This is a genomic window from Actinosynnema pretiosum, from assembly GCF_024171695.1.
GTDB lineage: Bacteria > Actinomycetota > Actinomycetes > Mycobacteriales > Pseudonocardiaceae > Actinosynnema > Actinosynnema pretiosum.
In genome coordinates this window covers 809279-834630 of record NZ_JAMTCF010000001.1, presented here as the reverse complement: position 1 = coordinate 834630, position 25352 = coordinate 809279, and the positions used below count along the sequence as shown (strand labels likewise).

Below are 25352 nucleotides of genomic sequence, written 5' to 3'. Positions count from 1 at the left end.
ACTAGGGCGTGTCCTCAAAGCCAGGTGAGCAGCGTGGCCAGGTCGAGCATGCCTTGGTAGGAGGTGGCGGTCTTGTCGAAGCGGGTGGCGATGGCACGGAACTGCTTGAGTCGGTTGAAGCAACGCTCGACCACGTTGCGGCGCCTGTAGGCGCTGCGGTCGAAGGCCGGTGGGCGTCCGCCGGCCCGGCCTCGGCGACGCCGGTTGGCCTGCTGGTCACGACGTTCCGGAATCGTGGCGGGGATGCGGCGTCGGCGCAGGTAGGAGCGGATGGCGCGGCTGGAGTAGCCCTTGTCCGCGATCACCCGCCTCGGTCTGGTCGCCGGTCGTCCCGGTCCCGGCCGGTCGAACCGGACACCGGCCATGACCTGGGTGAACACGGTGCAGTCGTTGACGTTGCCGCCGGTCAGGACGATCGACAGGGGGCGGCCGTGGCCGTCGCAGGCCAGATGGATCTTGGTGGTGGGCCCGCCCCTGGAACGGCCGATGGCATGATCACCTGGTTCACGGCGCCCGCCGCACGACCCGACCGCCCCCCGTGTGGGACGCGATCACGCTCGTGCGGCGGGCGCCGGCGGCGTGCTGATGGGCCCGCACGATGCTGGAATCGACCGACACCTCGCGGTCGAACTCGTCGATCGCCTCGGCGATGACGCGAACCCTCGCCACGAGCGCGGTGAGGGTGCCGTCGCGCGACCAGCGCCAGAACCGGTTGTAGACCGTCTTCCACGGCCCGTACCGTTCGGGAAGGTCACGCCACGCGATCCCGGTCTTGGCCTTGAACAGCATCCCGTTGATCACCCGACGGTCGTCCACCCGAGGACGACCCTTCGCCCCCGAGGCGGGCAGCAGGGGCTCGACGGCCTGCCACTGCTCATCGGTCAACTCGTGCCTGCGCACCACAACCCAAGATCAAAGCAGATCACCACCACCAGCTTTGAGGACAGGCCCTAGCGGGCTGACCGCCTCGCGGGCTGACCGCCTCGCGGGCTGCGGGGCGAGCGCAGCGAGCCCGCAGCCGCCCAATCCCGCGTCCCTCTTCTCCGTTTGGCCTGGCGAATGTCAAAGTCACACTGACTGACAACAGGGGGAAAACCGTTTTCCCAGGTCAGAAAGCTGGGGAAGGCTGAGGTCGGTCTACTGGCAGGAGCGGCCGGAGAGCCGGGAGGGTCACCAGGTATGGCCGAGGGCGGCGGGGAGAAGGGGGCCGGTGGCCGACCCCCTATCCGTCGACAGAGTCGGTAGCGGTCAGCCGTCCAGCCTGCCCGCCTTGATGGCGGCGACGAATGCCGTTGCGCTGTACTGGGGCAACACAAGGGTGCCCGCGTGCGGGCTCTTGCTGTCCCGCAGTGCGATCCCAGCACCCAGCAGTGCTACCGCGACGCACTGTCCGTTGCCTTGGGAGGCGCTGCTCGTGCGCCATGTGACCGAGTTCAGGTCCGCCATGGTGCCTACCCCTTTCAGTCCGTACTGTTCCACAGGTCGGTCATCAGGGTAGTAAGCAACGTGCGGGAATCCGCAGGTGGCAAGGCGCTTTCCGAGATCAAGTTGAACTGGTCAACGTAGCGGCTGACGTCCAGAGGAGCCTCCAGGTACGAGGCAGACTGGATGTGCTCGGTGTAGACGACGTTCATCACAGGGCTGTCGCCGAACTTCAAGATCGTGAACCCCATCCCGACCCCGTACTGCCCACCTTGTGCGAACGGGAGAATCTGCAAGGTCAGGTTCATGCTGGGGTCGGTTGACACCTCGCGCAGCCGCCGGAGCTGGTCGGCCATCACGGCATCGCTGCCTACCAGCCGGTGCAGGACCGCCTCGTCGAGCACCAGCCGGATCGTGGGTCGCTGGGCGACCACAGCGTCTTGTCGAGCTTGGCGCAGAGCTACCGACGCCCGCAACTCTTCCGCCGTGGCGGTGGGCTGATCGCGTTGCCGTAGGGCACGGACGTACTCAGGCGACTGGAGGAGCCCGAAAACAACTCCCGGCTCGTACACCCACATCTCCACCGCGATCTGCTCAAGATCGAAGTACGCTGCGGCGAAGTCAGGGATCGTGCTTGCGTGCGCGACCAGCAGTCCTCGGTGATCACTCTTCTCCGCCATGCTCAGCAACAGGGCAAGTTCGCCAGCTTCGAGGCCGTAACGGTTCGCCAGCAAGCGCACGTGCTTGACCTGAATCCGCTGCTTGGCGTTCTCGATGCGGCTCAAAGTTGACTGGGAGAACCCCGCCCACTTCGCAACTGCCTCGGCGAGCAGACCGCGTTCCTCGCGTGCCTTCCGTAGCCGGATCGCCAGATGCCTGCGGCGGATCGGAACGATCTCGTCTTCCGACTTCTCGGCCACGCTTCGCCTCTCTTCTCTCCGGCTGTCGCCCCACAGTGTCGCTCACTGATCAACGCACTTCGACGGACACTGGAGGCAAGTAGCCCGTTCGGAGTACGCAAAACGGAAGCTCGACACGCTATATTCGTTTTGCCGGGCTACCCGGCGGCTCGCCCTGCGGCAGTGCTGTCCACAGGTCCTGACGTGGGGCGAGTCCCAAACCAACGCCTCGTTAGACGGCGGATGCGCCTGCCGAGGCACCTACTGGAGCACTGCTGGCCGGAAGTCCAGGCAGCGGTAAAGATCAGGTGGATGCGGGGCGGATGTTGATCACGACTTCAAGCCACGTGGAAGAGAAGCGTGGACTCAACGATGGCAATACCGCTGAGCTGAGCAACGCCCGTGCCAAAACACGTCCTTGGCGGTCCTGATGAGCACGAAGCCCGGAAGGTCGCCCCTCAGTTTCGTGGTCGTTTTGCAGGTTGACACGTTCGCGCAACGCCATCGGACCGCGCAACGAACGTGCACTACCGCCCTCGGCACCGCGTCCACGCGTGGTCGCCGAGTTCCACCAAGAGGGTCGGTACCGCGCCCCCTCACGGTGGCAGCGGCGGCGGGGGCGTATCCCCTTCGCCAGGCCCACGCCTCCGCCGCTCCCATACCGCTGGCCGCACCGGGTGGCCAGCAGCCCCCACGCCTGTCAACTGAGCGGGGCGTGGGGGCCCCTGCGGCGGGAGGGCGTCCTCCCGGCAGCTCTCCCGCCGCAGCGGTGACGAGAGGGAGGGTCTGATGCTGGGGACGCCAGCTCCCGCCGGGTACCGGTGGCGGCTCCTGATCGTGGACCGTAAGAACGGGGAGCCGCAGCGAAACCACTTGGTCGCCGCTCCCCGGAGCGTGGTGAAGCGGCTGCGGCGCAGGAACAGGCAGTGGACGCTGTGCGGTGTCGCACTGCACGTGCGTGACCTGGGTAAGGCGTACCCCCAGGGAATCGTCTGCGCCGACTGCTGGGTGCACGCGATCGGGCAGACGGAGACCATGAGGCCGCTCACGCCTGGACACCGCGCCTACCAGGAACGCAAGCGGGCCGGGCGGCGCGGTGAGCTTGCCGACCGGGTGGCCGCGATCAACTGGGACGTGGTGCCGCAGTGAGGCACGACCGGGAAACCCGGCCGCACGCGCCCACCGTGGCCGACCTCATCGCGCGCCACCGGTCGGGTGCGTGCGGGGCCTCTTCGGCTGCGACTGCGCCCGTAGGGCCTGGAGAACCCCGTGCGGGTGGCCCTGAGCGCGCGGACGGTAGCGCTGCCGCGCCGTCGCGGTTCTCCGGTGACGGGCCGGTCGTCGCTGAACTGGCGGCGCTGGCCCCGCCTCTGCCAAGGCGGGTCCCGGTGCGGCCCTCTCCCTTCGCCGTGCCCGTGCAGGTGGTGGGAGAAGTCGGCAGGGACCAGGCGGGGCGGTTGCCGGTGTCGTCCCCCGACCACCAGGTCGTCTCGCCGTGGTTCACCGACGACCTGCCGACCGTGCCGATCCTGCTGGACCCGATCGGAACCTTCCCGGCGTACAGCCGGGGCGCTGACTCTCGATGATCAAGGAGAACCCCTTGGCGGACAGCAAGAAAAGCGCCCGAGAGCTGAGGGAGGAGGCGGAGCGCCTGCGGTCCACCGCCCTGGACAGACCGCGCGCCCAAGCCGCCGCGCTGAACCAGCTCGCCAGGCAGAGGGACCAGGAAGCGGTCACGGCGGGGAGGCGGGAGGCGCTGGAGTCGCTGAAGGAGCAGGGCGAGCGCTCGGCCGCAGAACGCCGCGAGCGCGAGCACCAGCAGCGCCCCGAACTCACGCCCGAGCAGAAGAGGACGCGTGCGCGGGAAAACGGGGCGACGTGACCGGCGACAGGCCGGGGCGGTGGTCGGTGGTCTACGCGCCCGCGCGGCGACAGGACCGCGCCCCGGAAACGGACGAGGACCGGGCGGACTCCGCCGAGCCCGTGCCCGCCCCGGCGGGCGGGGAATCCGCCTCCGAAGCCTAGAGCGCCCGAAGAAGAGGTGACATGCCTGAGACGTCGGTTCCTCCCGACAAGAGCCCCGCGACCCTGCTGGGCGATCTGCTCCGCCAAGCCCGGCTCAAGGCGTGCCTGAGCGGGGCGGCAGCGGGAAGACAGGCCCAAATGGGCCAGTCCAAGATTTCCAAGCTGGAGCGGGCGCGGTTGGCCCCCACGCCCTACGACGTCACCCGTCTGCTGCGCGTCTACGGCGCGGAGCAGGACGAGATCACCCACGCGGTGCAGCTCGCCCGCGCCGTCACCGAGGAGACGCGGCGGCGCTCCAGGTTCGCCCGTCTGGACAGGCGGGACGCTCGGTTGTTCGAGGCGGAGGCGACCGTGCTGCGGGTGCTCGCCCTCACGGGAGTGGACGCCGTGCCGCAGACGCGAGCGGGGCGGACGGTCCACCTGCTCGTGCCCGAGTGGGTGGCCGGGCGGGAGGACCAACGGGTCCTCCTCGACCAGGCCGCCCGCCTGCCGGATGTGCACGTGGGCATCCTGCCCAACCACCGCATCCCGCAGGGCGGCTCGTTCCGCATCGTCGACGAGTCGGTGGTGATGCTGGAGATGCTGACCGACGCCCTGGTGCTCAAGGACCACCTGGGGGTCACGGTCTACCTGGAGCGGTTCGCGGCGCTGTGCCGCGACGCCGTCGACGCGATGGGCGAGGAGACCAAGGCAGAGAGACAGGAGTAGCGAAACACGTCTCGTGCAGGGCCAACCACCCCGTCGTATGCCCGTGCACGTCGCCGCGCGAGGGGCGCGCCTCCCGCAAGCTACCAAGGATGCGGTGACGGCAACCTGTGGTAAGGGGTCGGTGTCCTGCGTAGCAGTGACCGCACAAGACACCGACCAGATTTGCGATTAGGACCGAAGAACCAGAAAACGATCACCGGAAGGAAACCGGCATGACGATCATCGACGACAGGGCGCTTCCCTCGCGCCCTGGGCTGACTGAGCTGTCGGCGGACGTTCCGTCCGCGCCTGCGCTGCGCCCGTTCGGGCTGACCCAGGTCACGCCATTGAACGACGACGAGGGCGTTGTGGTGCTCGACGGTGCCACCTACGACCCGCACCAGCAGCTCAACATCGACCCCACCGGACAGCCCTGGGTCGCCGGTCCCGGCGTCCCTCACATGGGGACCTCCAGCGACACCCAGTACGACATGACCTGGGTTGTGGACAGGGACTGACGAACTGATGCCTTTCCCGTCCGTGTTGGTGATCACGCGTGACCAGGACACCACCGCCGACCTCGTCGTGGCCGAACTGGCGCGCCGCGAGGTGGGGGTGGCGCGGATGGACTTGGCCGAGGTGCCCGAATGGGTGAAGCAGATCGCCTACCTGGTGCCCGGCCGGTCACACTGGACCGGTGCCTTACGCGGTCCCGTCCGTGACGTGGACCTGGCAGCTGTGCGCGCCATCTGGTACCGCAAACCGGGGCCTGTGGCACCGCACCCCGATCTCAACGCGACGGAGCGGCAGTGGGTGACCGCCGAAGCCCAGATGGGCTTCGGCGGTCTGCTCACCGCCTTACCCGCGCGCTGGATCGACCGCCCGGAGAACCGGACGCGCGCCAACCAGAAGCCAGCACAGTTGACCGCAGCGACCACGGCGGGCCTGAACGTGCCGGAGACCCTGCTGACCAACGACGCCGACCAGGCACGCGATTTCTGCCGCACCCACGCGCGCACCGGCGTGGTGTACAAGCCGCTGACCGGAGGTCCCGGCAGCGAGGCGGGCAAGCGGGTCGCGTTGCGCACCCAGATCGTCACCCCCGAGCAGATCACGGACGGCGTCGCCCGCACGGTGCACCTGTTCCAGGTGCGCATCCCCTGCGCCTACTCAGTCCGAATCACCATCGTGGGACACCGCTTGTTCGCCGCCCGCATCGACCACCCCACCGTCGACGACACATCGCAGCCGGTGGACTGGCGGGCCGCGCACGACCAACTGACCTACACCCCGGTCGAGGTCCCTGCCGACGTCGCCACCAGCGTCCTCGCCCTGGCTCGGGAATTCGGCCTGACCTACGCCGCCCCGGATTTCGTGGTGGACCACGACGGCCGCTGGTGGTTCCACGGCGACCTCAACCCCAACGGCCAGTGGGCCTGGATCGAACCGCTGCGCCCCCACATCACCCGCGCCTTGGCCGACGAACTCGCCAACGGCTAGCCGACCTGCCGATCACGACGTCCACGAGGTGAAGACCGCTCGATGAGCACACCGTCGCCCACCCCCGCCGAGACCGACCCCGAAGCCGGTTCCCAACCGACGCAAACGCCCGCGCTGCGCACCGCGCTCGCGGCAGGACTCCAACTGCCCGCCACCGCATCCACAGGACGGTGGCGGGCAGCGTTCGCCACCGTCCCCCGACACGTCTTCGCGCCCCGATTCACCGTGCACGACCCCGTCACCGGACAGTTCACCGAACACGACACCGCCGATCCCGACCCGACCCGGCGGCGGGCCGCGCTCACCGCCGCCTACACCGACGACACCCTGATCACCCGCTGGGCGGAGGGCATTCCCGTCAGCTCCAGCACCGAACCCAGCCTCATGGCGCAGATGCTCAATGCGCTCGACACGGACCCTGGACACCGGGTCCTGGAGATCGGCACCGGCACCGGCTACAACGCCGCGCTGCTGTGCGAAGTGCTCGGCGACGAGCACGTCACCACGATCGACGTCGAATCCGATCTCACCATCCCGGCCCAAGAGCGCCTGGCCGCCGCGGGCTACCACCCCGCCGTGCTGTGCCGCGACGGCGCGCTCGGCGCCCCGGCGCGCGCACCGTTCGACCGCATCATCGCCACGTGCGGCATGGACCGCGTCCCCACCGACTGGATCAACCAGCTCGCCCCCGCCGGAGCCATCCTCGCCAACGTCTCCAAGGGCATCGTCCTGCTCCGCGACGCAGGCGAGGAGCAGGGCGAGCGGCTGGTGTCAGGACGGTTCCTCAGCGGCGCGGGGTTCATGCCCCTGCGCTCGGAGCTCCAGCATTACACCCCGCGCACGCCGGTCGCCGACGTACTGGAGGCCACCGGCGGACACGGAACGACCGCCAACGCGACCGGCACCGTCATCGACCACCCGCAACTGGATGACGAGTTCGCCCTGGCCGCGTTCTTCGCCAGCCTGGTCGCCGACCGCAGCCAGCTCGTCTACACCCACGCGGACGCCGATACCGCAAGGACGGTCACGTCCTACCGGTGGCTGCACCCCGCCACCGGCAGCTGGGCACGCGTGGACCTCCCCGACACCGCTGAAGAGCGGCACGCCACTCTGTACCAGGGAGGCGGTCGGAGGCTGTGGGACGAACTCGCCCCTGTTCTGCACGCCTGGCAAGCAGCAGACCGGGCAGAGCTCAACCGGTGGGGGATGACGGTGACCAGCGCTGGTCATCACCGACTTTGGCTTGACCAGCCCGCCACAACGGTCGCTTACCTGCGCTAACGCACGTCGAGAGCGATACGAGGGGTGCTCTCGACCGGTACTGCCCGTCCCAGGCCGCCGTGCGACGATGGCCAGCTTAAGGACGCGGAGACAGGGCCCTATGCAGCGATCGCCGCTGCGTGGGGCCCTGTTCGTTTGCTCAGGCAGCGCTAGCAAGCCCTCGCGATTTCGACGGCGGTATCGGGCTCTACCGGAGAGGCGCTGGGAGGCGGTTCCCCCATCCCACCAGCCATCATGTGGAGCAGGTGGTAAATGGACATGGCGCGGACCGGTCCGTCAGGAAGGTGACGCAACTGCTCGACCAGCTCCATGCACCTGCGGCAGGGGTCGGACCGGTCTTGCACAAGGTCGAGGACGAGGTCCACCAAGGGCTCCAGACACAGGCCGGGGACGATCAGCAACGTCTTCGTCCCGTCCGGGTTGACCTGGATCAGCCAAGGGGTCTGCAAGTCGTGGCGCACTTCGATGACGGGAGTCCGGTCGGGCGGGTGCGTGTGTCTGGGCACGTCTCCTTCTCCTCCGCACGCCCTTGCGCCGCAGGGCGTGCCTCGGTCCACCCGACGCGGCCCTCCCCGGCGTGGCGTCGGGCGGACATGTTCGGTCCGCTGTGGTTCTCCCCGCTCACCGAACCGGGGCTGCGTGAGTGCGGCCAGCGACGTTACCGGCTGCCTGGTACCACTCGCAGCTTTTCGTCACACCGGGTGAGCGGTCATGTCAGCTCGGTGTCCGCCCTACCCTATGCGCGCGCTGCTCGTCACGCTCGCATTCGACGATCACCGCAGCCTGGCGCACCAGCAGTCGCCGACCGGCGGGGGTGAGCTGACGGAAGAGGGCGACCAAGGCCTCCTCCTCGGGGGGCAGTTCCACCCCGATCGGGATGTGGCTGTCCGCCGCGAAGGCGCTGGAAACGCGCTCCAGGTCCGTCTCCAGGGCACTCGCGAACCTCTCCATGATCGCCAGGCTGGGGATTCGACCGCGCTGCCCACGCTTGAGCTGGTGGCCGAGCGCGCCCTCCGCAAGACCGGCCTCGCGCTCGATCCTGCGGATGCTGGCACCGGGTTTGCACTCGGCTATCAGGGCGTCCACCTGGGATCGCCTGACGGGCTCGTTGTGCTTGGGCGCGGAGATGGCGTCGTCCTCGGACGTCGGGCCTGTCGTCCCCACCTGACCTGCACCCCCTTCGGCCGTCGCCGCTGTTCGTCACGCTTTGTGTCATAGCGATCAGTGCGGCTGACGTGGCGGACATTTCTTCTCGTGAAATCTTCGCCTGTCGCAGGGGGTACGCGCTACTGGGTGTGGCTGCTTAGCCCTTTCGGCGGCGTTTTGTGTGCCAGACCCGTTTTTTGCGGAAAAAACTTGACGCAACATTGCAAGGAAGACCAGGATGTGTCGCGCTGGGTAGCAGAGCCTCAACCATTCAGGTGAAGGCTCTGCACCACCATTTGGGGGAGATGTGGATCACGTGAACAAGGTGGGCGGCTACTTGGCCAGCAAGGCAGGACTGCTGTCCCGCTGGCTGGCATCGATAGTCCGACCGCAAAAATGCGGCCCCGGCAGGTGTAGCACGCCCAATCCGCTGACGCAGCGTTACCGACTTATCGGGAGCGGTTCACCGAATGTCCAAGATCACCACCATGCCCATCGGCCAGACACACGCACTGGACGACCTCGTCCCGCAGCTCGACCTGCTGCGCTCGGTCGATGACCTGATCGACGCCCTGAAGAAGGTCCGCGCCGACGCGCAGCGCATGGTCAAGACCCGCCTGTCGGAGGCGAACGCCGAGGTGGGCACGGTCGGCGGGGTGCCTGCGGTGACCTACCGGGCGAGCCTGCGGATCAGGCTCAGCCCCCGCCTGGTGCGGGAGCTGCACCCGGAGATCGTCGCCGAGTGCGAGGAAATCTCCGAGATCAGGACGTTCCTGCTCGTGGACGCCGCGTGAGCAGGCGAACGGGGTCCGACCGGTCTCGGGGGGCCGGTCGGACCCGCCCGCGCGGCACTCCGACCGTCCTGGGCGAGCTGTCCACCGAGGCCGCCCGGCACCTGGCGGGTCTACCGCTGGACTACGACGGCACCGTCGAGCGCGTGGTCGACGTGCTCGCCCTCGCGCCCCGCAGCGCGGCGCAGACCGGGGCGGTGGTGCGCGTGATCGTGCGGGACGCGCTCGCCGACCCGTTCCGCGAGACCCACGCCAACCGGTGGCGCGGCAAGCTGACCGGGGTGCGCCCGCAGCTCATCGGCGCCACCGTGCGGCGCCTGCACTCGGCCGGGCTGCTCGTGGCCACCGGCCGCTACCTCGCCTCCACCGACGCGCGCGGGGGCAACGGCGGCAAGCTGCTGCCGGTCCACGCGCTCAACCTCTCCGTGCTCTCCGAGCACCAGGCCGCCCGCGTCGACCGGGCCACCGCCTGACCTTTCGCTCCGGGACCGCGCCGCACGCGCTCGTGCGGCCGTTCCGCGCTGCCCAACACCGTTTTCCGTAGGGGGATGACCTTCCGTGGCGCGTGATCATGCCCGTCTGTCCGTGCACATCTGGGACGACGAGGACTTCGTCCAGCTGTCCGCCGTCGCCAAGCTGCTCTACCTCCAGCTCGTGTCCCAGCCCAAGCTCGCCTACTCCGGGGTGCTCGACCTGGCGGCCCGCCGTTGGGCGCGCTCGCACCCGGACCTGGACCTGGCCGCCGTGCGCTCGGCGCTGGCCGAGCTGGACGCCGGGCGGTTCCTGGCGGTGGACCAGGAGACCGAGGAGGTCCTGGTGCGCAGCTTCATCCGGCGTGACGAGCTGTGGAAGCAGCCCAACGTCCTGCGCTCGGCGCTGCGGAGCGCGTTCACGATCGTCTCGCCCATCCTGCGCGGCGCGCTGGCCAGGGAGCTGCGTCGCCTGCCGGTCGAGGTGACCGGCCCGGCCCCGATGGTGGCGGCACGGGAGCTGGAGGCCGGGGCGCGGACGCTGCCCGCCTCGGTGACGGCCGCGCTGGACACCCGCGCGTCCCGCAGGCCCGCCGTCGCCCCGGCAGCCCTCCTGGAACCGGTCGCGCCCCCTTTCGGCACCCCTTCGGCGAACCCTTCCGTGGCCCCCTCGGCGAACCCCTCGGCGAAGGACGGGGGAGAAGGGAGTGGGGAGAGGGAGACTGGAGTAAGCCCTCTTGCGTTGGCAGACAAGGAAGTGGGGTCTCCCCCGCCTGCGCCCGTGCGCAGCGGCGCCCGCACGCGTGGGCGGCGCCCGGACGTGCCCGAGGACGACCAGCGCGCCACGGCGACCGGTTCGGCGCGGCAGGCGCGCCAGCGGGAGGCGGTGCGACTGGTGTCGGTGCACTGCCCGGCCCAGCCCCGGCGGGTGGAGCAGGCGTTGCGCGGGCAGGTGGTCGAGCTGCTGCGCGAGGACATCGAGCCCGCCGTGATCGCGGTGGGGCTGCGTGTGTGGGCGGGCAAGCAGTTGCCCACCTCGTGGGTGCCGGAGCTGGTGGGCGAGGTGATGCGCGCCCGCACGCTGCCCGGCGACGAGGCCGCCCGCCGGGAGCTGGCCACGGCCGGGACGGTGGAGCGGATGCGGGCCGATGCGATCGCCGACGACGACCGCTCGCCGGTGGGCCTGGCGGTGCGCGGGGAGCTGCCCGTGCACGCCGACGCCGCCGAGCTGCGCGCGGTGCTCGACGCCGCGTTGGCGGCCACGGTCACACCGGGCAAGGACGCCTCGACGGCGGGGGCGGGGGTGGCCGCGTGAGCGAGTGCCTGACCCGTTCGCAGATGCGGGCGCTGCTGTGGCACTACCGCATCGCCGGTGAGGGGCAGCTGCCCGAGCCGGTGGTGACCGCCTGGTGGCGGGAGCTGCGCGGGCACACCGCCGCCCAGGTCCAGGCCGCGTTGGCGTCCGTGCCCGCGCAGCGGGTCGGGCGGGTGAGCGCCGAGGAGGTCGCCCAGCTCGTGCAGCTGGTCGCGCTCGCCCCGCAGGCCGCGCCGGGGTCGGCGCGCCCGCCGCTGCCGGTGGCCGAGCCGGACCGGGTGCGCGAGCGGGCGCGGTTCGCCGTCGCCGGGCAGCGCGGCATCCGCGCGGTCTACTCGGCGATGGGCTGGACCAGGCCGCCCGAGGCCGAGCAGGCGGGACGGGTGCGCTGCCCGTACTGCTGGGCGCACGCGGGCCGGGTGTGCCGCCCGATCACCCGCACCCGTGACGGCCGCCGCGAGCACCGCGACCCGGACACCCGGATGCACCCCTCCCGGCTGGCCGCCGCCCGCGAGCGACCGGGCGCCGCCGCCCCCGCACGCGGCGCCGCAGGGCACGGGGCGGTGAGCGCGTGAACGCCGCCCACGAACAGCACCACGAGTTCGTGCCCGACCCGCCGAGCCGGGACGAGGCCGCGACCGCGCGCCTGACCTGGGAGGCCAGCGTGGACCAACTCGTCATGCCCGGCCTGTACGTGCTGCACCGCCAGGACGACCGCCACGAGGTCGCCGAGGTGCTGCCGCTGCTGAAGCAGGTCCAGGAGGCGGTCATGCCGCAGGGGCGGCGCTCCGGCCCGGCGGGCGCGCTCGGCTCCCGCCCGCCCGCGAGCCTGGGTGCCCTCTCGCTGCTGGGCGAGATCGGCGCGGAGGTCGACCGGACCTGCTGCGGGCACGGCCACGACGCCCGCGGACTGCCCGAGCGGGTCCGCGCCTGGGTAGCGCACGCCGAGCCGTGGCAGCACCACGACCCGGAGTACGTGCTCTGGGCCGCCGAGCTGTCCCAGGGGTGGGTGCGCGCGGCGCGCGCGCTGCTCGACCCGGCCCCGCGCTACCCGCTGCGGGGCCGGGCATGCCCGACCTGCGGCACCGCCACGGTGCAGGCGTGGTCCGAGGACGCGGAGGACTGGGTGCGCCGTCCGGCGCTGTCCGTCGACCCGGAGCAGGCGCAGGTGGTGTGCGCGGACTGCGGGCGGTGCTGGCCGCTGGACGCCTGGGTGCAGCTGGGCGAGCTGATGGACGCGCAGCTCAGCCACGAGACCTGGACCGGGTGACCCACATCACTTGCAATGTTGCGATCGGCGGTTGACCCGGATTGCTTCGGCGGCCACTATGGACGCATTGGGTACACGTGTGCCCGAAACACGGTCTCCGGAGCCCCGTCGCGATCACGCGGCGGGGCTCCGGCCGTACCCGGCCGCACCACCCCGCCGGGCGGGCGTCGAGCCCCGCGCGCCGTCCCCCTCGGCCGCACGGGCTCCGCCCGCCCCCACCCTCCTGCCCCACCGGCACCCGCACCCCGCCCAGAGGCCGCACAGGCCCGGACCGGGTGCCCGCAGACCGGTCCGCAGCTGCCCGCACCGCCCGGTGCCAACCAGGCACCCGCCCCGTACACCGGCCGGTGCAGGCCCCCGACAGGGCCGCAGACAGCCCGGACAGCAAGAGGGGGACCGGCAGGCCGCCGGTCCCCCTCAGTTCACTTCACCGCGCCCAGGTCAGAACCCCCGGAACGGCCCGTGGTGGTGCTCCAGGTAATCCCCTTGTTCCGGCAGGTCCATCGGCCCGTCGGCGTCGCCGTTGCGCCACCAGAAGACCGCCTCCGCCGTGACCGCCCGGTCGCGCTCGTCCTCGTCGTCGAAGGTGTGGACGAAGATGTCGCCCTCGATGTAGACGACGTAGGCCCAGACCTTCACCTTCGGGTCGTCGTGCAGCCCGACCACGATCAGCGGCCACGCCCCCAGGTCCCAGCCCTCGCGGCCCCACAGGCCCGGAACCACCCAGCCGAACTCCTGCGCCATCTCGCGCCACTCGTAACCGTCGAAGGTCTCTTCGTTCGGCACGGGCACGCGCGGCAGGTCCTCGCGGTCCATCTCGATCCTGGCCATGTTCTCCCTTTCCGTTGGGGCGTCCGGTGATGCCGCACCGGACGCGGTGGTGCGCTCGCGCGACGGTCAGCCGTCGAGCGAGTGGACGTAGCGCCACATCGGCGCGTACTCGGGCAGCGCGGCCACGGGGGCGACGAAGTCGCGCCACCGCTGGAGGGCGCGCATCCCGGTGCCGGTGAGCACCGGGCAGCCGGTCGTCAGGTCGGTGCCCACGTGCCCGAGCGCGCGGGCGGCCTCCAGCACCTGTGGCGTTGCCACGCGGTGGATCGCCTCGCTCCAGCCGTAGCCCACCGACAGCGCGTGCAGCACCCGCATGACGAACGCCTCCTGTGCGAGGGTGGTGCGCAGCGCGGCGGCCTGCGGGCCCGCCATGCGGGTCAGGTGGGTGACGGCCCTGGTGAACTTGTCGCGGGCGATCTCCAGCGCGCCGTGCCGCAGGAGCACCTCCTCCTGCGCGTCCGGGTTGCTACTGTGCGTGGCGTCGGGGCTCATGTTTCTTCCTTTCTCGGGTTCCGACAGCACGCCCCTGGGAGGCCATGCCGGGCCTGTGATCAGGGGCGTTGCTGTATCCGGGATCAGTCGCAGGCGACGGGCAGGTACGGGCGGAAGCGCCGCCCCAGCAGCCGGGCCAGCCAGCGCCGGTAGGTGCGGACCTGCCCTGAGCGCCCGCCGCGCTCGCGCTCCTGCTTCTCGGTGCACAGAAACACCGCGCCGCCGCCGAACCGGACGTCGCCGGGGTCGTCGGGGTCGGCCCAGTTGTACTGCGCCACCAGGCTTTCCAGCTCGGCGCGCAGCCGGTCGCACCGGGCGCGGTCGCGCAGCACCTCGTCGGTCACGCCGTAGACCTCGAAGTCGATGCACTCCACGCCGCTGCGGATGCGGTAGACCCACGCCGCGATGCCGAACGGCCGCCGGGGGTCCAGTGGCTCGTGCGTCGCGGCGTACTCGCGCTCCAGGTCGAGCACGATCCGCCGGGCCAACGCCGACGTGCGTAGGATGACCGCAGTGCGCGGGAACCTCGCCCCGAACCTGCGCCCTACCGGTGGAATCCATGTCGTTCTGGGTTCGCGGTACGCAATTTTCACGCCCATCTCGTTTTCCTTCCTCGGTTTTCGTCCCGCAGGTGATGCCGCACCCACAGGCCGAATCAAAGGGAAAGAATGGCAATCCAGAAGAGCTGGGCAAGGTCTGGACACAGGGGATCACCCGAATGGCCTGTCAAATCCCCGGATTTCCCGCAAATTCATTCGGTTTTCCGAAGTTGAGCTTCCCGTTTACGTGGCCAGTCGCCCTTGCTCGATGTGCACGCTCGGGAACATAAGCGCTGGTAGATAGGGTTCGCCTCGTGGGGCGCGGAAGCGTGCGACCCGGTCGGCCGGGATGACGCCCAACCGGCGCGAGGGCAGGTTGAGACGCTTCCCTGTGCGTGCACCTAATTTTCCCTGTTCGTGACGTTTTCGATCGTCCTAACGGGGTGGTTCGCCGCGTCCGGCGCGTTGGCGCTTTCTGTCGTTTTTGGCCTCGCCGTTCCGTCATTAATGTTTTGGGTGTTCACCTGATCAACCGCCCGCCCCGCAGGGGGTAGGCCGTTTCTAGGGAAATCCCATGACTGAACCGAAGGTCCCCGCCGCCGAGTCCGTGCAGGCCGCTCAGGAGTCCGCAGAGCCCAGCTCCGCCAAGGCACCGGCTAAGGCACCGACCAAGGCCGCCAAGGCCGCACCGGCCAAGACCGCCGCCAAGGGGGAGACCAAGGCCGAGCAGCAGCCCTCCACCGTGGGGAACCGGGATGCGTGGGCGCGGCTGGCGACCGCGAACAACAGCAGCCGAACCATCCCCGAGCTGCTGAAGAAGGCCGGGATTGCCGGATGGACCGTGACCGCCAACCCGATGGTGGCCGTGATCCCGTCCGGGAAGTGCACCGAGTGCCGCAAGCCGGTGGGGGTCAAGCACACCGCCGACTGCCTCATGGGGCAGGAGTTGCCCGCCGCCAGTGGTGCCGCCGGGAAGGTTGAGGTGGAGCACACCTCCATCCCGCTGGAGGTGCCGGGCCTGTGGTCCCTGGTCAAGATGAACCCGCAGGACCCTGCCAAGTCCGTCCACATTGCACACACCAACCGGGAGGCAACCCCGGTGTCCGTGGATGTCCGGGGGGCCATCCTCTCCGAGCTGCTGAAGGTGTTGCCCGGTGCCAAGACCGGGGCCGCCGGGCCGCTGTGGGAGGGGACGGCGTCCTTCGCCACCGTGCGGGTGCCGGACCTGGTGTCCGTGGGCAAGGTGGACAAGGTGGAGATCCGGGCCGTGCTGGTCAACTCCCTGATGCCCGGCAAGGGGTCCACCGTCCGGGTCATGCCGGTGCACACCGGCACCCACACCGTGATCCCGGTGACCCTGCCGGGTCTGCCCGACCGGGTGGAGCTGGACCCGAACAACAACCAGGACTCCCGCATCACCGAGGCCAGCCAGGCACTGGATCTGTGCTTCCGGATGGCCGAAGAGTTTGGGGAGGTGGCAAACAAGCTGCTCCGCAAGAAGATGACCATCCGGGAGTTCCAGGACTTTGCCGACACCGTCCTGAACGACAAGCCGATGCCCTCTGCCGGGCCCTCTCAGTTCAAGCTCTATGACACCCGCACCGGGGTGGTGGAAGCCCTGTTCCGGGGTGAGGTGGACCTCACCGCCAAAATCAAGGGCACCCGGTGGGCCGCTCTGCTGTCCGTGCTGGCATGGGTGCAGAACATCAAGCCCACCAAGACCGGTGGGGAGCTGGGTGACCGGGACAGGGCCATGTCCGCCCTGTTCCCCCACCGGGAGAGCCTGAACACCGCTCAGACCGCCCTGAACCTGCTGACCGCCGACCTGTAGCCGGTCCCGACCCAGACTGCCCCCGGCACCCGCCGGGGGCAGTCCCGTGCACGGGGTGGTGCCGGTGCCCGCCCGTGCTCCCCGTCCCTGTTCCCGCCCCGGCTGTCCGGGCATCGCCGCCGCCCGCTCCGGGATGTGCCCGCCGTGCCGAAGCCGTGCCCGCCGTGCCCACGGCACCAGCGCGCAGCGCGGCTACACCGCCGGACACCGCAGCAGGTTCCGGCCCGGAGTGCTCTCCCGCCCCGCCGACCGGGTGTGCCGTTGCGACCTCACCGATTGCCCCGACCACCCCGGCACCGGCTGCTCTGCCCGGTCCACCGTGGCCGACCACTGGCCGCTCACCCGCCGGGAGCTGGTGACCGCAGGACTGGACCCCGACCACCCGGACCGGGGCCGGGGGTTGTGCGGGCCGTGCCACGCTCGGATCACCGCCAGGGACCGCCGCACCCGAGGCGGCTGGAACAGCCCGTGACACCCGCCCGCGCGGACCCCAGGGGGGTGACCCCTGAACCGCCAGGAAGGGCACAAGCCATTGAGGCCCGGTTCCGGCCGGTCAGGTTTCCGACAACGCCGCTCCCACGTCCGCCGACCGGTCCCCCCGGACAGCGAGACCGGGCGCGCGCTGGCCGCCGTGCTGGAGCGGCTGGAGCTGGCCGCCGACCAGGCCGCCTCCTGGCTCGCCGAGCACGAATCCCTTGTGCGCCAAGCCTACGAGCTGGGCGCGACACAGCACGAGATCGCCGCCCACGCCCAGATCGCGCAGTCCACGGTCAGCCGCACGCTCGCCCGCGACACCCCGCCCTGACCCACCCCGGCCCGCCCCGTGCCGGTGATGCGGTCCGCATCACCGATCCGTTCCGCATCACGTCTTCGGAGGTGCCCGCCCATGACCTACCGGCCCGAGGGGCTCGTGGCGATCGACGGACAGCCGTCCTCGCCCGAGCTGCTCGCCGAGCTGCGCGAGGAGGGAAACCCGGTTCTGCTCGGCTTCTCGCGCGGGAAGGACTCCCTGGCGGCGTGGCTGTCGCTGCGCGACGCGGGGGTGGAGGTGGTGCCGTACTTCCTCTACCACGTGCCGGGCATGTCGTTCGTGGAGAAGTCGCTGGCCGACTTCGAGGACTTCTTCGGCGTGCGCATCCACCGCTACCCGCACCCGGCGCTGTTCCGCTGGCTGAACACCTTCACCTTCCAGGCACCCCAGCGCCTGGCGGTGATCGACGCCGTCGACCTGCCCGAGCCCTCCTACGAGGAGATGGCCGACATGATCCGGGCGGACCTCGACCTGCCGAACGCCTGGAACTGCGACGGGGTGCGCGCCTCCGACAGCCCCAACCGGCGCATGGCCATGACCACCTACGGGCCCAAGCGCGAGGCCACCCGCAAACTCTCGATCGTCTGGGACTGGAAGGTCCGGCACGTGCGGGAGGCCATCGCCCACCACGGCGCGCGCCTGCCCGTCGACTACGAGTGGTTCGGTCGCTCGTGGGACGGGCTGGACCTGCGGTTCGTCGCGCCGCTGGCCGAGCACCGTCCCGAGGACTACGCGCTGATCCTGGAGTGGTTCCCGATGGCAGCGCTGGAGGTGTTCCGTGCCCGCCACGCAGCCTGACCACGGGTTCGACCCGCTCTCCCGCCTCCGGGCGATGGGCCGCCCCCGGCATCCCGCCGACCCGGTGGACCTGCTGGCCGCCCTCAACGCCGAACGCCCGGCCAAGGGCGACAAGCCCGCCGAGGAGTTGGACGCCAACGCCGAGGGGTTCCGCGCCCGCGCCAAGCGGGAGGAGGAGCGCTACCGCAACGCCACCGACTCCGAGTACTGGGCCGCCGTCTGCTTCCGCACCGCGGGCGACCTCGCCGCGTTCCTCGACGCGGTCGGCGTGGTCCCCGTCGACGGCCGGTGGGTGCACGGGGACGAGTTGGCCCGCGCGCTCGGCGTGACCTACGAGGTTCCCGAGGACGGGCAGGACGCGGCGCCGCCCGAGGTCGACCCCCTCGCCGCGCTCCAAGCGCTGGCCGCCCCGGCGGACGCCCTGTCCGCCGAGGCGGTCCTCGCCCAGCTCCAGGCCATCGGCACCGCCGACCCGCTGCACGGCCTGCCTTACGTCGATGACCTCGCGGCCGACTCGCTGATGGAGCTGGAGGCGGTGCTCGCCGCGTTCCGGGCCGCCGACACCGCGCCCGGCACCGGCCGCCTGGTCACCGACTCCCCGCACTGGTTCGCCGTGTGCTTCCCGCTGCGCGCCCACAAGGAGGCGTTCCTGTCTGCGGTCGGCCTGCCGCCCTTCGCCGACAAGTACGTCGACGGCCACCACCTGGCCGCCGTGCTGCACGTCCCGCTCACCACGACCGACGAAGGGAGGTGATCGTCTTGCGCAACGCCTTCTCCCGCGCGCTGGCCGGTGTCCGCCGCACCGTGCAGCGCCGCCCGCGCCAGGCATCCGGCGGGTCCAACACCGGCGGCAGCCCGGTTCGCCGCTGACTCCTCGACCGCCCCCGGCGCGTGACCGCCGCGCGCCCGATGAGAAGCCGCCTGCGCGGCGGTGCCGGTGGTGGTCGACATGGGCAGACGCGGCCCGGCGGCCAAGCCGACCGGCCTGCGCATCCTGCACGGCGACCGCGCCGACCGGATCAACGACGCCGAGCCGGTGCCACCGGTCCAGGACATCGCCTGTCCGGACTGGGCATCGGAGGACGCCCGCGCGATCTGGACCCGACTCGCGCCGGGGCTGGAGCAGCGCGGGGTGCTGACGAGCTGGGACGTCGACGCCTTCCTCGTGCTGTGCGAGGCGTTGTCGCGCTACCGCCAGGCGACCACCCTGATCAACTCCTCCCACCTGCTCGTGCAGGGGGCCGGTGGGCTGGTGAAGAACCCGGCCATCCAGATCCAGGGCGAGGCCGAACGCACGTTCCTTAGCTACGCCAGCAGGTTCGGCCTGACCCCGTCCGACCGCCAGTCCATCAAGGTGGAGGTGGGCGGTGACCACCGCGCCAAGGGCGGGCCGGGCCGCCTCCTCAGCTAAGCCCCGCGCCACCCCCAAGACCCGCTCGCGCACCGGCACCCCCCGAAACCCCACTACAACACCCCCAAGCGGGGCGCGGTTGCCGGTGTGCGGGCACACTTTCGACGGCCGCACCTGCCGCAAGCGCGGCGAGCACCTGTGCCAGCCCAGGGCCGATCACGCGCAGGCGTTCGCCGAAGAGATCTGCGTCCACACCAAGGACAGATGGGCCCGCAAGCCGTTCGTCCTGGCCGACTGGCAGCGCGAGGACATCATCCGGCCGCTGTTCGGTGAGGTCCGGTGGGACGAGGAGGCGCTGACCTATGTCCGTCGCTACCGGATCGCCTGGATCGAGCTTGCCCGCAAGAACGGCAAGTCCGAGATCCTGGCGGCGGTCGCGCTGTACCTGCTGGTCGGCGATGGCGTGGAGTCGGCGGAGGTCTACGGCTGCGCTCGCGACACCGACCAGGCGAAGTTGGTGTTCAACGTGGCCGCCCGGATGGTCGCCCTCTCGCCCGTGCTGTCCAAGCGGCTGCGGGTGATCGAGCACTCGGCTCGCATCGTGGACGAGCGGACGAACTCGGTCTACGTCGTGGTGCCCTCCGACGCGCTGGGCAACCTCGGTTCCAACCCGAGCTGCGTGATCTTCGACGAGGTGCTGACCCAGCCGAGTGGCGATTTTTGGCACGCGATGCGCACCGGCATGGGCACGCGCCTGGAGCCGCTGCTGATCGCGGCCACCACGGCGGGCAACGACCCGGCGTCCTTCGCCAAGGGCGAGCACGACGAGTTCGTGAAGATCAGTGCGGACCCGGCTCGGGCGCCGCACCGGTTCGCGTACCTGCGCAACACCCCCGAGGACGCCGACCCCTGGGACGAGTCGAACTGGTACCACGCCAACCCCGCCCTCGGCGACTTCCTGTCGCTGGCAGCGCTGCGGGAAGAGGCTCTTGAGGCCCGCAACGACCCGCTCAAGGAGAACACCTTCAGGCAGTTTCGGCTCAACCAGTGGGTGTCGCAGTCGAGCCGGTGGATGCCGATGCACCTCTACACCGCGTGCACCGGCACCACGCGCGAGACCCCCGAGGAGTTGCGCCGCGAGCTGGCTGGCCGACCCGCGTGGGGCGGACTCGACCTGGCCGCCAAGCTCGACCTCACCGCGTGGTGCCTGGTGGTGCCCGAGGGCATCGACGGCCACCCGTCCGCGCTGTGGCGGTTCTGGCTGCCCGAGGCCGGGGTCGAGTTCCTGGACGTGCGCACTGAGGGCCGCGTCTCCCGATGGGCTCAGGCCGGGTGGATCACCGTCACCGAGGGCGAGGTCATCGACTACGACCGGGTGGAGGCCGACATCCTCGCCGACACCGGATCGCTGCGGGTCGCGGACATCTCCTACGACGAGTGGTCCGGCGAGCCGGTCCGCCAACGGCTGGAGAAGCGGACCGGCGTGCGGATGCACCCGGTGGCGCAGACCTACCGGGGCATGACGCCGGGGATGAACGAGGTCATGGCCCTGACGCGCTCGCGGGGCTGGTCCCACCACGGCAACCCCGTCGCCGCGTGGTGCTTCGACGCGGTAGAGGTCCGCCACCCCGCCGGAGAGCCCGACCTGATCCGCCCCGACAAGCCCGAGCGCGGCAAGACCGGCAAGAGGATCGACGCCGTGCCCACCGCCGCGATGGCCGTGGGCGGCTGGAAGCTGCGCGGCGCGAAGCCCAAGAAGTCCGGCCGCATGGTGGTCATGGGCTAGGAGACCACCCCACCGGGGTCTGGTCGTTGGTGGTGGTCGCCGCTGGCCCCCACCACGAAGTTCACGCTGTCCCCCGCCCAGTGGATCGCGCGCCTGACCAGGCTGCACAACGCCCAACTTCCCGAGCTGGAGTTGCTCGACTCCTACTACGAGGGCGAACAGCCCCTGTCCTACATGCACCCGGAGCTGGTCCGCCGCCTCGACGGCCGGGTCCGCCAGGTGGTGATCAACTGGCCGATGCTCGTCGTTGACGCGCTTGACGAGCGGCTGGACGTGACGGGGTTCCGGCTCGGCGGAGCGCACGCGGGCGACGCTGAGCTGTGGCGGATCTGGCAGGCCAACCGCCTCGACCTGGCCTCGGAACAGGCCCACATCGACGCCTTGGCGCTGGGGCGGGCGTTCGCGATCGTCGGCACCGACGAGGACAGGCCGGACACCCCGCTGGTCACCGTCGAATCGCCGTTGGACGTCCACGTCGACCTGGACCCGCGCACCCGCAAGGTCAGGGCCGCGCTCAAGCGCCAGTTCTCCGACGACGCCGAGGACGGCACCACCGAGGCGTGGGCGACGCTGTACCTGCCGAACGAGACCGTCTGGTACTCCTCCGAGGACGGCGGCGGCACCTGGACCGAGGACCAGCGCGACGAGCACGGCATGGGCCACGTCCCCGTGGTGCCGATCGTCAACCGGCCACGCACACGCCGCCGCCGCACCGCCCCGCCGCAGCTCGGGCGTTCGGAGCTGGCGGCCGTGCTGCCGCTGTCCGACGCCGCCTGCAAGATCGCCACGGACATGATGACCAGCGCCGAGTACCACGCGATGCCGCGCCGGTGGGCGTTGGGGTTCGACAAGGAGGATTTCGTTGACGCGCAAGGACGTCCGCTCTCGCCGTGGGAGGCGGTGGCGGGGGTCCTGTGGGCCTCGCCGAAGAGCCCGCGCGAGGACGGGGTGGCGGTCGGGCAGTTCCCCGAGGCCGACCTGTCGAATTTCCACAACACCCTCAACGCCTTGGCGCGGCTGGTCGCCTCGCTGACCGGGCTGCCGCCTCATTTCCTGGGCTACGCCACGGAGAACCCGGCCAGCGCGGAGGGCATCCTCAGTTCCGAGTCCCGGCACATCAAGCGCGCCGAACGCAGGCAGCGCAGCTTCGGCGACGGCTGGGAGGAGGTCATGCGCACCGTGCTGCGGGTGCGTGACGGGCGGGTGCCCGAGGAGGCGTTGCGCATGGAGGCCCGGTGGACCGATGCCGCCACGCCGACCTTCGCCGCCCAGGCCGACGGCGTCGTGAAGCTGTTCTCCGCCGACCGGCTGTTGCCGCGTCGTGCGTCGCGGCGGGCGCTGGGCTACTCGGACACCCAGATCAGGGAGATGGAGGCCGAGGACGCCGAGGCGTACTCGCGCGCCGTGGGGGACCAGACTGGGGAGTTCGGCACCAAGCCGTTCCCGCTCCCCGATGCTCCGGCCGACGACGCGCACGAGATGTTCGAGCCTGAGCCCGTGCAGGTGCCTGCACCTCGTCGCGGGTCGGCGCGACTCGACCCGGCGGTGGCCGTGCCGTCCCTGGCGGTCCGGTTCCGCGAGCCCGCGCCCGCCGGGAGGTGAGCGCCATGAGCGCCCCGACCGACGCCACCACCGAAGAGGTTCGCCACCACCGGGCGCAGCAGCGCATCGTGCGTGCGGCCGTCGACCAGGCCCAGGCCGCGTGGCGGCAACTCGACCCGCGCGCGGCATCCGCCTCCTGGGTGGAGCAGGTCCGCCCCCAGGTGGTGGATGCGGTGCGGCAGGCCCAGCATGAGGCCGCCGCGCTGGCGCCGCTCTACGTCGCGGGCACGCTGGCCGCCGCGCGGGCGGTGTCCGCGCCGCTGGCGCAGCTCGTGTCCGCCGCGTTCGCCGGACTGGCTGCGAACGGCCTGCTGCTGGAGGCGCTGCTGGACTTCGCGTTCGGCTACTACCGGCGCGCCCGCGCAGCCGACCTGCCGCACACCGACGCCTCCGGCATCGGCCTGGCCCGGCTGCTGACCCAGGTGGCCACCGAGACCGCCGACGCCGGACGTCTCGCGTTGCACGTCGCCTCGGTGGTCGAGCCGGAGGTGGCCGGGTACGAGCGGGTGGTGGTGTTGCCCGCGTGCGGGCGGTGCGTGCTGCTGTCCGGGCGGCTCTACCGGCACACGACCGGGTTCCTGCGGCACCCGCGCTGCGACTGCACGATGCGCCCGGTCACCGCCGAGCAGTGGCGCGAGGGCGGCACCAGTCACTCCCCGAACGCGCTGTTCGGCGGCATGACCCCTGCCCAGCAGGACAAGGCGTTCGGCAAGGGCGGGGCCGCCGCGATCCGGGCCGGGGCCGACCTCGGCCGCGTGGTCAACTCCCGCCGCTCAGGTCAGGTGTTCGTGGCGGGCGGGCACGAGTTCACCCGCGAGGCCATCACCTCGCGCGGGGTCGGCCGCCAGCTCGGCGCGCTGACCAAGTCCGGCGGGGGTCGGTACCGCCGCTCTCAGATTTCCCGGCCGACCGCTGCCCAGCTCGTCAATGCCTTGGGTACAGACGAGGCGGAGCTGATCCGACAGCTAAAACGCTTCGGCTACACACGTTAATCTTTCGCTTTTTCGTTCTCGGGAACATCAAGAGGGAAATCCCATTTATTAGTCCCGGAGTAGTTGATCCGCATGGGGAGTTGTCCGACTCCTACTGTCACAAATGGAGATCCACCTTTCCTGCTTATCGACTCCACGACACGCTGCCCTTCGACCAGGAGGTTCAACTCGAAGGTCCACTCGTATCTGACCGCCTCTGTCGCTTCGGCCCAGATATGAAAAAACTCCGCGTCACCAGCAGCGATCTTGATTCCCCAGGGAGCGTTATCGGCATCTCTTCCTGCGGTGGTAACTAGCGGTGGATTTCCCCAATCGAGATCGACCCTGAACCTCCTAGGCTCTACGGATGCTCCTCCTGTGGCACGAGCAAGAACGACTCCGCGCTTGACTGGTACTGCCCTGTGCAGTTTCACTTCCATGCTCTCGATCACTACCGCAGCCTCGGTCCTGGCTTGCAGAGTGACCCTCAAGGTGGTCCTTCTGGCGTCGACCGCACCTTGCGAGCGCACCCACTGCGCCCAACCGCCTCGGTCGTCAGGAATTTCTCCACGTATCCGAGTTGGATCGTCGATGTAAACAGCATCGCCAATCCAATCGGGAGCCCCTGACCAGATTATTTTCGGGTCGTCTTCGACATGAATAATCAAGCGTTCGGTTTTGAATTCCTTTCGAGCCCAACGTTCACCCACGGATTGCCATGCGCGAAAAAGAATGCCCAAAAGCAATGATACTACGAATCCAACCACTCCGCCGACGAGCAAACTGACCGCGTCCATATTTTCAGTATGGACACTGGCCCGCCTGTCTGCCAACCCATAAGGGGTTCTCCTGACCGAACACGTGCCCTCCGCCGTTCCGGAGCAGGCCACACAAACGCACTCAGCCAACCCGCCGATCTCCGGAACACCTGTACCGGCCTCGCCGTCCGAAGACACCGGGAAGGACTCCGTCCCGGACTACCGGGCGTTGTACGAGCAGACCCGCACGAAGCTGACCAGCGCGGAGAACCGGGCTCGGGAGCACCGCGACAAGGCCCGCCGTCTGGACGAGATCGAGGCGGCGAACAAGACCGACGCCGAGCGCGCGGCGGAGCGGGCCACGACCGCCGAGGCGCAGCTGGTCGCGCTGCGGCGGGTGGCGGTGGACGCGGAGATCCGCGCCGCCGCCACCGGGTGGGCCGACCCCACCGACGCGCCGCGCTACCTGGACGAGCGGGACCGCTACCTCACCGAGGACGGCCGGATCGACACCGCCGCCATCACCGCCGACCTCGGCGCGGTGCTCGCCCAACGCCCGCACCTGGCCCGCGTCGACGGCCCGCGCCGCCCCGCCCCCGACCCCTCGCAGGGCCAGCGCTCCGGCGGCCCCTCCGGCATCGCCGAGCAGATCCGCGACGCCGAAGCCCGCGGCGACTGGGCCACCGCGATCGGCTTGAAGAACCGCCTGCTCGCCGAGCAGGCCCGCACGCAGCGCTGACACCAGCGTTCCCCGCTCCGTTCACCATGACTTCGGC

General features: G+C 70.5%; 31 protein-coding genes and 1 pseudogene. 23 read left to right on the top strand and 9 right to left on the bottom strand.

Going from position 1 to position 25352, the window contains the following annotated elements:
- Positions 1 to 14: 14 nt before the first annotated feature.
- The 3 genes and pseudogenes from LV78_RS03230 to LV78_RS03220 all read right to left on the bottom strand — a co-directional run bounded on the left by LV78_RS03230 (position 15) and on the right by LV78_RS03220 (position 2342).
- A pseudogene (locus LV78_RS03230) lies at positions 15 to 900 on the bottom strand (IS5 family transposase).
- Positions 901 to 1248: 348 nt separating this feature from the next.
- Positions 1249 to 1479, bottom strand: coding sequence for a DUF397 domain-containing protein (locus LV78_RS03225; protein ID WP_253843191.1), 231 nt, complete (start codon positions 1477 to 1479; stop codon positions 1249 to 1251).
- The gene (locus tag LV78_RS03220; protein ID WP_253843190.1) at positions 1461 to 2342 is read right to left on the bottom strand and encodes a helix-turn-helix domain-containing protein; all 882 of its coding nucleotides are present in this window, start codon (positions 2340 to 2342) and stop codon (positions 1461 to 1463) included. The genes LV78_RS03225 and LV78_RS03220 overlap by 19 nt, the downstream gene beginning before the upstream one ends.
- A 768-nt stretch (positions 2343 to 3110) precedes the next feature.
- Between LV78_RS03220 and LV78_RS03215 the strand changes: the two genes are divergently transcribed.
- From LV78_RS03215 to LV78_RS03180, 8 genes are all read left to right on the top strand, one after another.
- A complete protein-coding gene (locus LV78_RS03215) occupies positions 3111 to 3470 on the top strand; it encodes a hypothetical protein (protein WP_253843189.1) in 360 nt (119 codons plus the stop codon).
- Positions 3471 to 3709: 239 nt separating this feature from the next.
- Positions 3710 to 3907, top strand: a complete 198-nt coding sequence (locus LV78_RS03210) for a hypothetical protein (RefSeq protein ID WP_253843188.1) — start codon at positions 3710 to 3712, stop codon at positions 3905 to 3907.
- 14 nt (positions 3908 to 3921) lie between these two features.
- Positions 3922 to 4203, top strand: a complete 282-nt coding sequence (locus tag LV78_RS03205; RefSeq protein ID WP_253843187.1) for a hypothetical protein — start codon at positions 3922 to 3924, stop codon at positions 4201 to 4203.
- The gene (locus LV78_RS03200) at positions 4200 to 4346 is read left to right on the top strand and encodes a hypothetical protein (RefSeq protein ID WP_253843186.1); all 147 of its coding nucleotides are present in this window, start codon (positions 4200 to 4202) and stop codon (positions 4344 to 4346) included. Before LV78_RS03205 ends, LV78_RS03200 begins: the two co-directional genes overlap by 4 nt.
- Positions 4347 to 4367: 21 nt before the next feature.
- Positions 4368 to 5054 carry a helix-turn-helix domain-containing protein gene (locus LV78_RS03195; protein ID WP_253843185.1) on the top strand — a complete coding sequence of 229 codons (687 nt, stop codon included), beginning with the start codon at positions 4368 to 4370 and terminating at the stop codon, positions 5052 to 5054.
- A 212-nt stretch (positions 5055 to 5266) separates the two neighbouring features.
- Entirely contained in the window at positions 5267 to 5551 is a 285-nt protein-coding gene (tgmA, locus tag LV78_RS03190; protein WP_253843183.1) for a putative ATP-grasp-modified RiPP, read from the top strand.
- A gap of 7 nt (positions 5552 to 5558) precedes the next feature.
- Entirely contained in the window at positions 5559 to 6533 is a 975-nt protein-coding gene (locus tag LV78_RS03185; protein ID WP_344621161.1) for an MvdC/MvdD family ATP grasp protein, read from the top strand.
- A 42-nt stretch (positions 6534 to 6575) separates the two neighbouring features.
- The gene (locus LV78_RS03180) at positions 6576 to 7814 is read left to right on the top strand and encodes a methyltransferase domain-containing protein (RefSeq protein WP_253843178.1); all 1239 of its coding nucleotides are present in this window, start codon (positions 6576 to 6578) and stop codon (positions 7812 to 7814) included.
- A gap of 149 nt (positions 7815 to 7963) precedes the next feature.
- Here LV78_RS03180 and LV78_RS03175 read toward each other — a convergent pair whose 3' ends face one another.
- A complete protein-coding gene (locus tag LV78_RS03175; RefSeq protein ID WP_253843176.1) occupies positions 7964 to 8320 on the bottom strand; it encodes a hypothetical protein in 357 nt (118 codons plus the stop codon).
- Positions 8321 to 8528: 208 nt separating this feature from the next.
- The gene (locus tag LV78_RS03170) at positions 8529 to 8978 is read right to left on the bottom strand and encodes a hypothetical protein (RefSeq protein WP_253843173.1); all 450 of its coding nucleotides are present in this window, start codon (positions 8976 to 8978) and stop codon (positions 8529 to 8531) included.
- 452 nt (positions 8979 to 9430) lie between these two features.
- Here LV78_RS03170 and LV78_RS03165 point away from each other — a divergent pair, with 452 nt between their 5' ends.
- The 5 genes from LV78_RS03165 to LV78_RS03145 all read left to right on the top strand — a co-directional run bounded on the left by LV78_RS03165 (position 9431) and on the right by LV78_RS03145 (position 12806).
- On the top strand, positions 9431 to 9754 hold the full coding sequence (locus LV78_RS03165) for a hypothetical protein (RefSeq protein ID WP_253843170.1): 324 nt from the start codon (positions 9431 to 9433) through the stop codon (positions 9752 to 9754).
- Entirely contained in the window at positions 9751 to 10224 is a 474-nt protein-coding gene (locus LV78_RS03160; RefSeq protein WP_253843169.1) for a hypothetical protein, read from the top strand. The genes LV78_RS03165 and LV78_RS03160 overlap by 4 nt, the downstream gene beginning before the upstream one ends.
- An 85-nt stretch (positions 10225 to 10309) precedes the next feature.
- Positions 10310 to 11536, top strand: coding sequence for a hypothetical protein (locus LV78_RS03155; RefSeq protein WP_253843167.1), 1227 nt, complete (start codon positions 10310 to 10312; stop codon positions 11534 to 11536).
- Positions 11533 to 12111, top strand: coding sequence for a zinc finger domain-containing protein (locus LV78_RS03150; RefSeq protein WP_253843166.1), 579 nt, complete (start codon positions 11533 to 11535; stop codon positions 12109 to 12111). Before LV78_RS03155 ends, LV78_RS03150 begins: the two co-directional genes overlap by 4 nt.
- Entirely contained in the window at positions 12108 to 12806 is a 699-nt protein-coding gene (locus tag LV78_RS03145; protein WP_253843164.1) for a DUF7341 domain-containing protein, read from the top strand. Before LV78_RS03150 ends, LV78_RS03145 begins: the two co-directional genes overlap by 4 nt.
- Positions 12807 to 13247: 441 nt before the next feature.
- Here LV78_RS03145 and LV78_RS03140 read toward each other — a convergent pair whose 3' ends face one another.
- The 3 genes from LV78_RS03140 to LV78_RS03130 all read right to left on the bottom strand — a co-directional run bounded on the left by LV78_RS03140 (position 13248) and on the right by LV78_RS03130 (position 14617).
- On the bottom strand, positions 13248 to 13637 hold the full coding sequence (locus LV78_RS03140; protein WP_253843163.1) for a hypothetical protein: 390 nt from the start codon (positions 13635 to 13637) through the stop codon (positions 13248 to 13250).
- A 66-nt stretch (positions 13638 to 13703) separates the two neighbouring features.
- Positions 13704 to 14129, bottom strand: coding sequence for a hypothetical protein (locus LV78_RS03135; RefSeq protein ID WP_253843161.1), 426 nt, complete (start codon positions 14127 to 14129; stop codon positions 13704 to 13706).
- 83 nt (positions 14130 to 14212) lie between these two features.
- Positions 14213 to 14617, bottom strand: a complete 405-nt coding sequence (locus LV78_RS03130) for a hypothetical protein (RefSeq protein WP_253843160.1) — start codon at positions 14615 to 14617, stop codon at positions 14213 to 14215.
- A 625-nt stretch (positions 14618 to 15242) separates the two neighbouring features.
- Between LV78_RS03130 and LV78_RS03125 the strand changes: the two genes are divergently transcribed.
- The 9 genes from LV78_RS03125 to LV78_RS03085 all read left to right on the top strand — a co-directional run bounded on the left by LV78_RS03125 (position 15243) and on the right by LV78_RS03085 (position 23839).
- Entirely contained in the window at positions 15243 to 16499 is a 1257-nt protein-coding gene (locus LV78_RS03125; RefSeq protein ID WP_253843159.1) for a DUF932 domain-containing protein, read from the top strand.
- A gap of 319 nt (positions 16500 to 16818) precedes the next feature.
- The gene (locus LV78_RS03120; RefSeq protein ID WP_253843158.1) at positions 16819 to 16971 is read left to right on the top strand and encodes a hypothetical protein; all 153 of its coding nucleotides are present in this window, start codon (positions 16819 to 16821) and stop codon (positions 16969 to 16971) included.
- Positions 16972 to 17031: 60 nt separating this feature from the next.
- Entirely contained in the window at positions 17032 to 17304 is a 273-nt protein-coding gene (locus LV78_RS03115; protein ID WP_253843156.1) for a hypothetical protein, read from the top strand.
- An 81-nt stretch (positions 17305 to 17385) separates the two neighbouring features.
- Positions 17386 to 18108: an adenine nucleotide alpha hydrolase family protein gene (locus tag LV78_RS03110; protein ID WP_253843155.1), complete on the top strand. Its 723-nt coding sequence runs from the start codon at positions 17386 to 17388 to the stop codon at positions 18106 to 18108.
- Complete coding sequence (locus LV78_RS03105; protein ID WP_253843153.1) at positions 18089 to 18862, top strand: hypothetical protein; 774 nt, start codon at positions 18089 to 18091, stop codon at positions 18860 to 18862. The genes LV78_RS03110 and LV78_RS03105 overlap by 20 nt, the downstream gene beginning before the upstream one ends.
- 195 nt (positions 18863 to 19057) lie before the next feature.
- The gene (locus LV78_RS03100; RefSeq protein WP_253843152.1) at positions 19058 to 19519 is read left to right on the top strand and encodes a phage terminase small subunit P27 family; all 462 of its coding nucleotides are present in this window, start codon (positions 19058 to 19060) and stop codon (positions 19517 to 19519) included.
- 85 nt (positions 19520 to 19604) lie between these two features.
- A complete protein-coding gene (locus LV78_RS03095; RefSeq protein WP_253843150.1) occupies positions 19605 to 21245 on the top strand; it encodes a terminase large subunit in 1641 nt (546 codons plus the stop codon).
- A 42-nt stretch (positions 21246 to 21287) separates the two neighbouring features.
- Positions 21288 to 22847, top strand: a complete 1560-nt coding sequence (locus LV78_RS03090) for a phage portal protein (protein WP_308208670.1) — start codon at positions 21288 to 21290, stop codon at positions 22845 to 22847.
- Positions 22848 to 22852: 5 nt separating this feature from the next.
- The gene (locus LV78_RS03085) at positions 22853 to 23839 is read left to right on the top strand and encodes a hypothetical protein (RefSeq protein ID WP_253843147.1); all 987 of its coding nucleotides are present in this window, start codon (positions 22853 to 22855) and stop codon (positions 23837 to 23839) included.
- Here LV78_RS03085 and LV78_RS03080 read toward each other — a convergent pair.
- The gene (locus tag LV78_RS03080) at positions 23836 to 24615 is read right to left on the bottom strand and encodes a hypothetical protein (RefSeq protein WP_253843146.1); all 780 of its coding nucleotides are present in this window, start codon (positions 24613 to 24615) and stop codon (positions 23836 to 23838) included. The two genes, LV78_RS03085 and LV78_RS03080, sit on opposite strands and share 4 nt — an antisense overlap.
- A 190-nt stretch (positions 24616 to 24805) precedes the next feature.
- On the opposite strand from LV78_RS03080, the gene LV78_RS03075 reads away from it, so the two are divergent.
- Entirely contained in the window at positions 24806 to 25315 is a 510-nt protein-coding gene (locus LV78_RS03075) for a hypothetical protein (RefSeq protein ID WP_253843144.1), read from the top strand.
- The last annotated feature ends 37 nt before the right edge of the window (positions 25316 to 25352 follow it).

Excerpts from the sequence above, each read along its gene's own strand:
- LV78_RS03215 (WP_253843189.1), top strand. The coding sequence starts at position 3,111 with ATGCTGGGGACGCCAGCTCCCGCCGGGTACCGGTGGCGGCTCCTGATC.
- LV78_RS03195 (WP_253843185.1), top strand. The coding sequence starts at position 4,368 with ATGCCTGAGACGTCGGTTCCTCCCGACAAGAGCCCCGCGACCCTGCTG.
- tgmA (WP_253843183.1), top strand. The coding sequence starts at position 5,267 with ATGACGATCATCGACGACAGGGCGCTTCCCTCGCGCCCTGGGCTGACT.
- LV78_RS03185 (WP_344621161.1), top strand. The coding sequence starts at position 5,559 with ATGCCTTTCCCGTCCGTGTTGGTGATCACGCGTGACCAGGACACCACC.
- LV78_RS03180 (WP_253843178.1), top strand. The coding sequence starts at position 6,576 with ATGAGCACACCGTCGCCCACCCCCGCCGAGACCGACCCCGAAGCCGGT.
- LV78_RS03165 (WP_253843170.1), top strand. The coding sequence starts at position 9,431 with ATGTCCAAGATCACCACCATGCCCATCGGCCAGACACACGCACTGGAC.
- LV78_RS03140 (WP_253843163.1), bottom strand. The coding sequence starts at position 13,637 with ATGGCCAGGATCGAGATGGACCGCGAGGACCTGCCGCGCGTGCCCGTG.
- LV78_RS03135 (WP_253843161.1), bottom strand. The coding sequence starts at position 14,129 with ATGAGCCCCGACGCCACGCACAGTAGCAACCCGGACGCGCAGGAGGAG.
- LV78_RS03125 (WP_253843159.1), top strand. The coding sequence starts at position 15,243 with ATGACTGAACCGAAGGTCCCCGCCGCCGAGTCCGTGCAGGCCGCTCAG.
- LV78_RS03110 (WP_253843155.1), top strand. The coding sequence starts at position 17,386 with ATGACCTACCGGCCCGAGGGGCTCGTGGCGATCGACGGACAGCCGTCC.
- LV78_RS03100 (WP_253843152.1), top strand. The coding sequence starts at position 19,058 with ATGGGCAGACGCGGCCCGGCGGCCAAGCCGACCGGCCTGCGCATCCTG.
- LV78_RS03085 (WP_253843147.1), top strand. The coding sequence starts at position 22,853 with ATGAGCGCCCCGACCGACGCCACCACCGAAGAGGTTCGCCACCACCGG.
- LV78_RS03080 (WP_253843146.1), bottom strand. The coding sequence starts at position 24,615 with ATGGACGCGGTCAGTTTGCTCGTCGGCGGAGTGGTTGGATTCGTAGTA.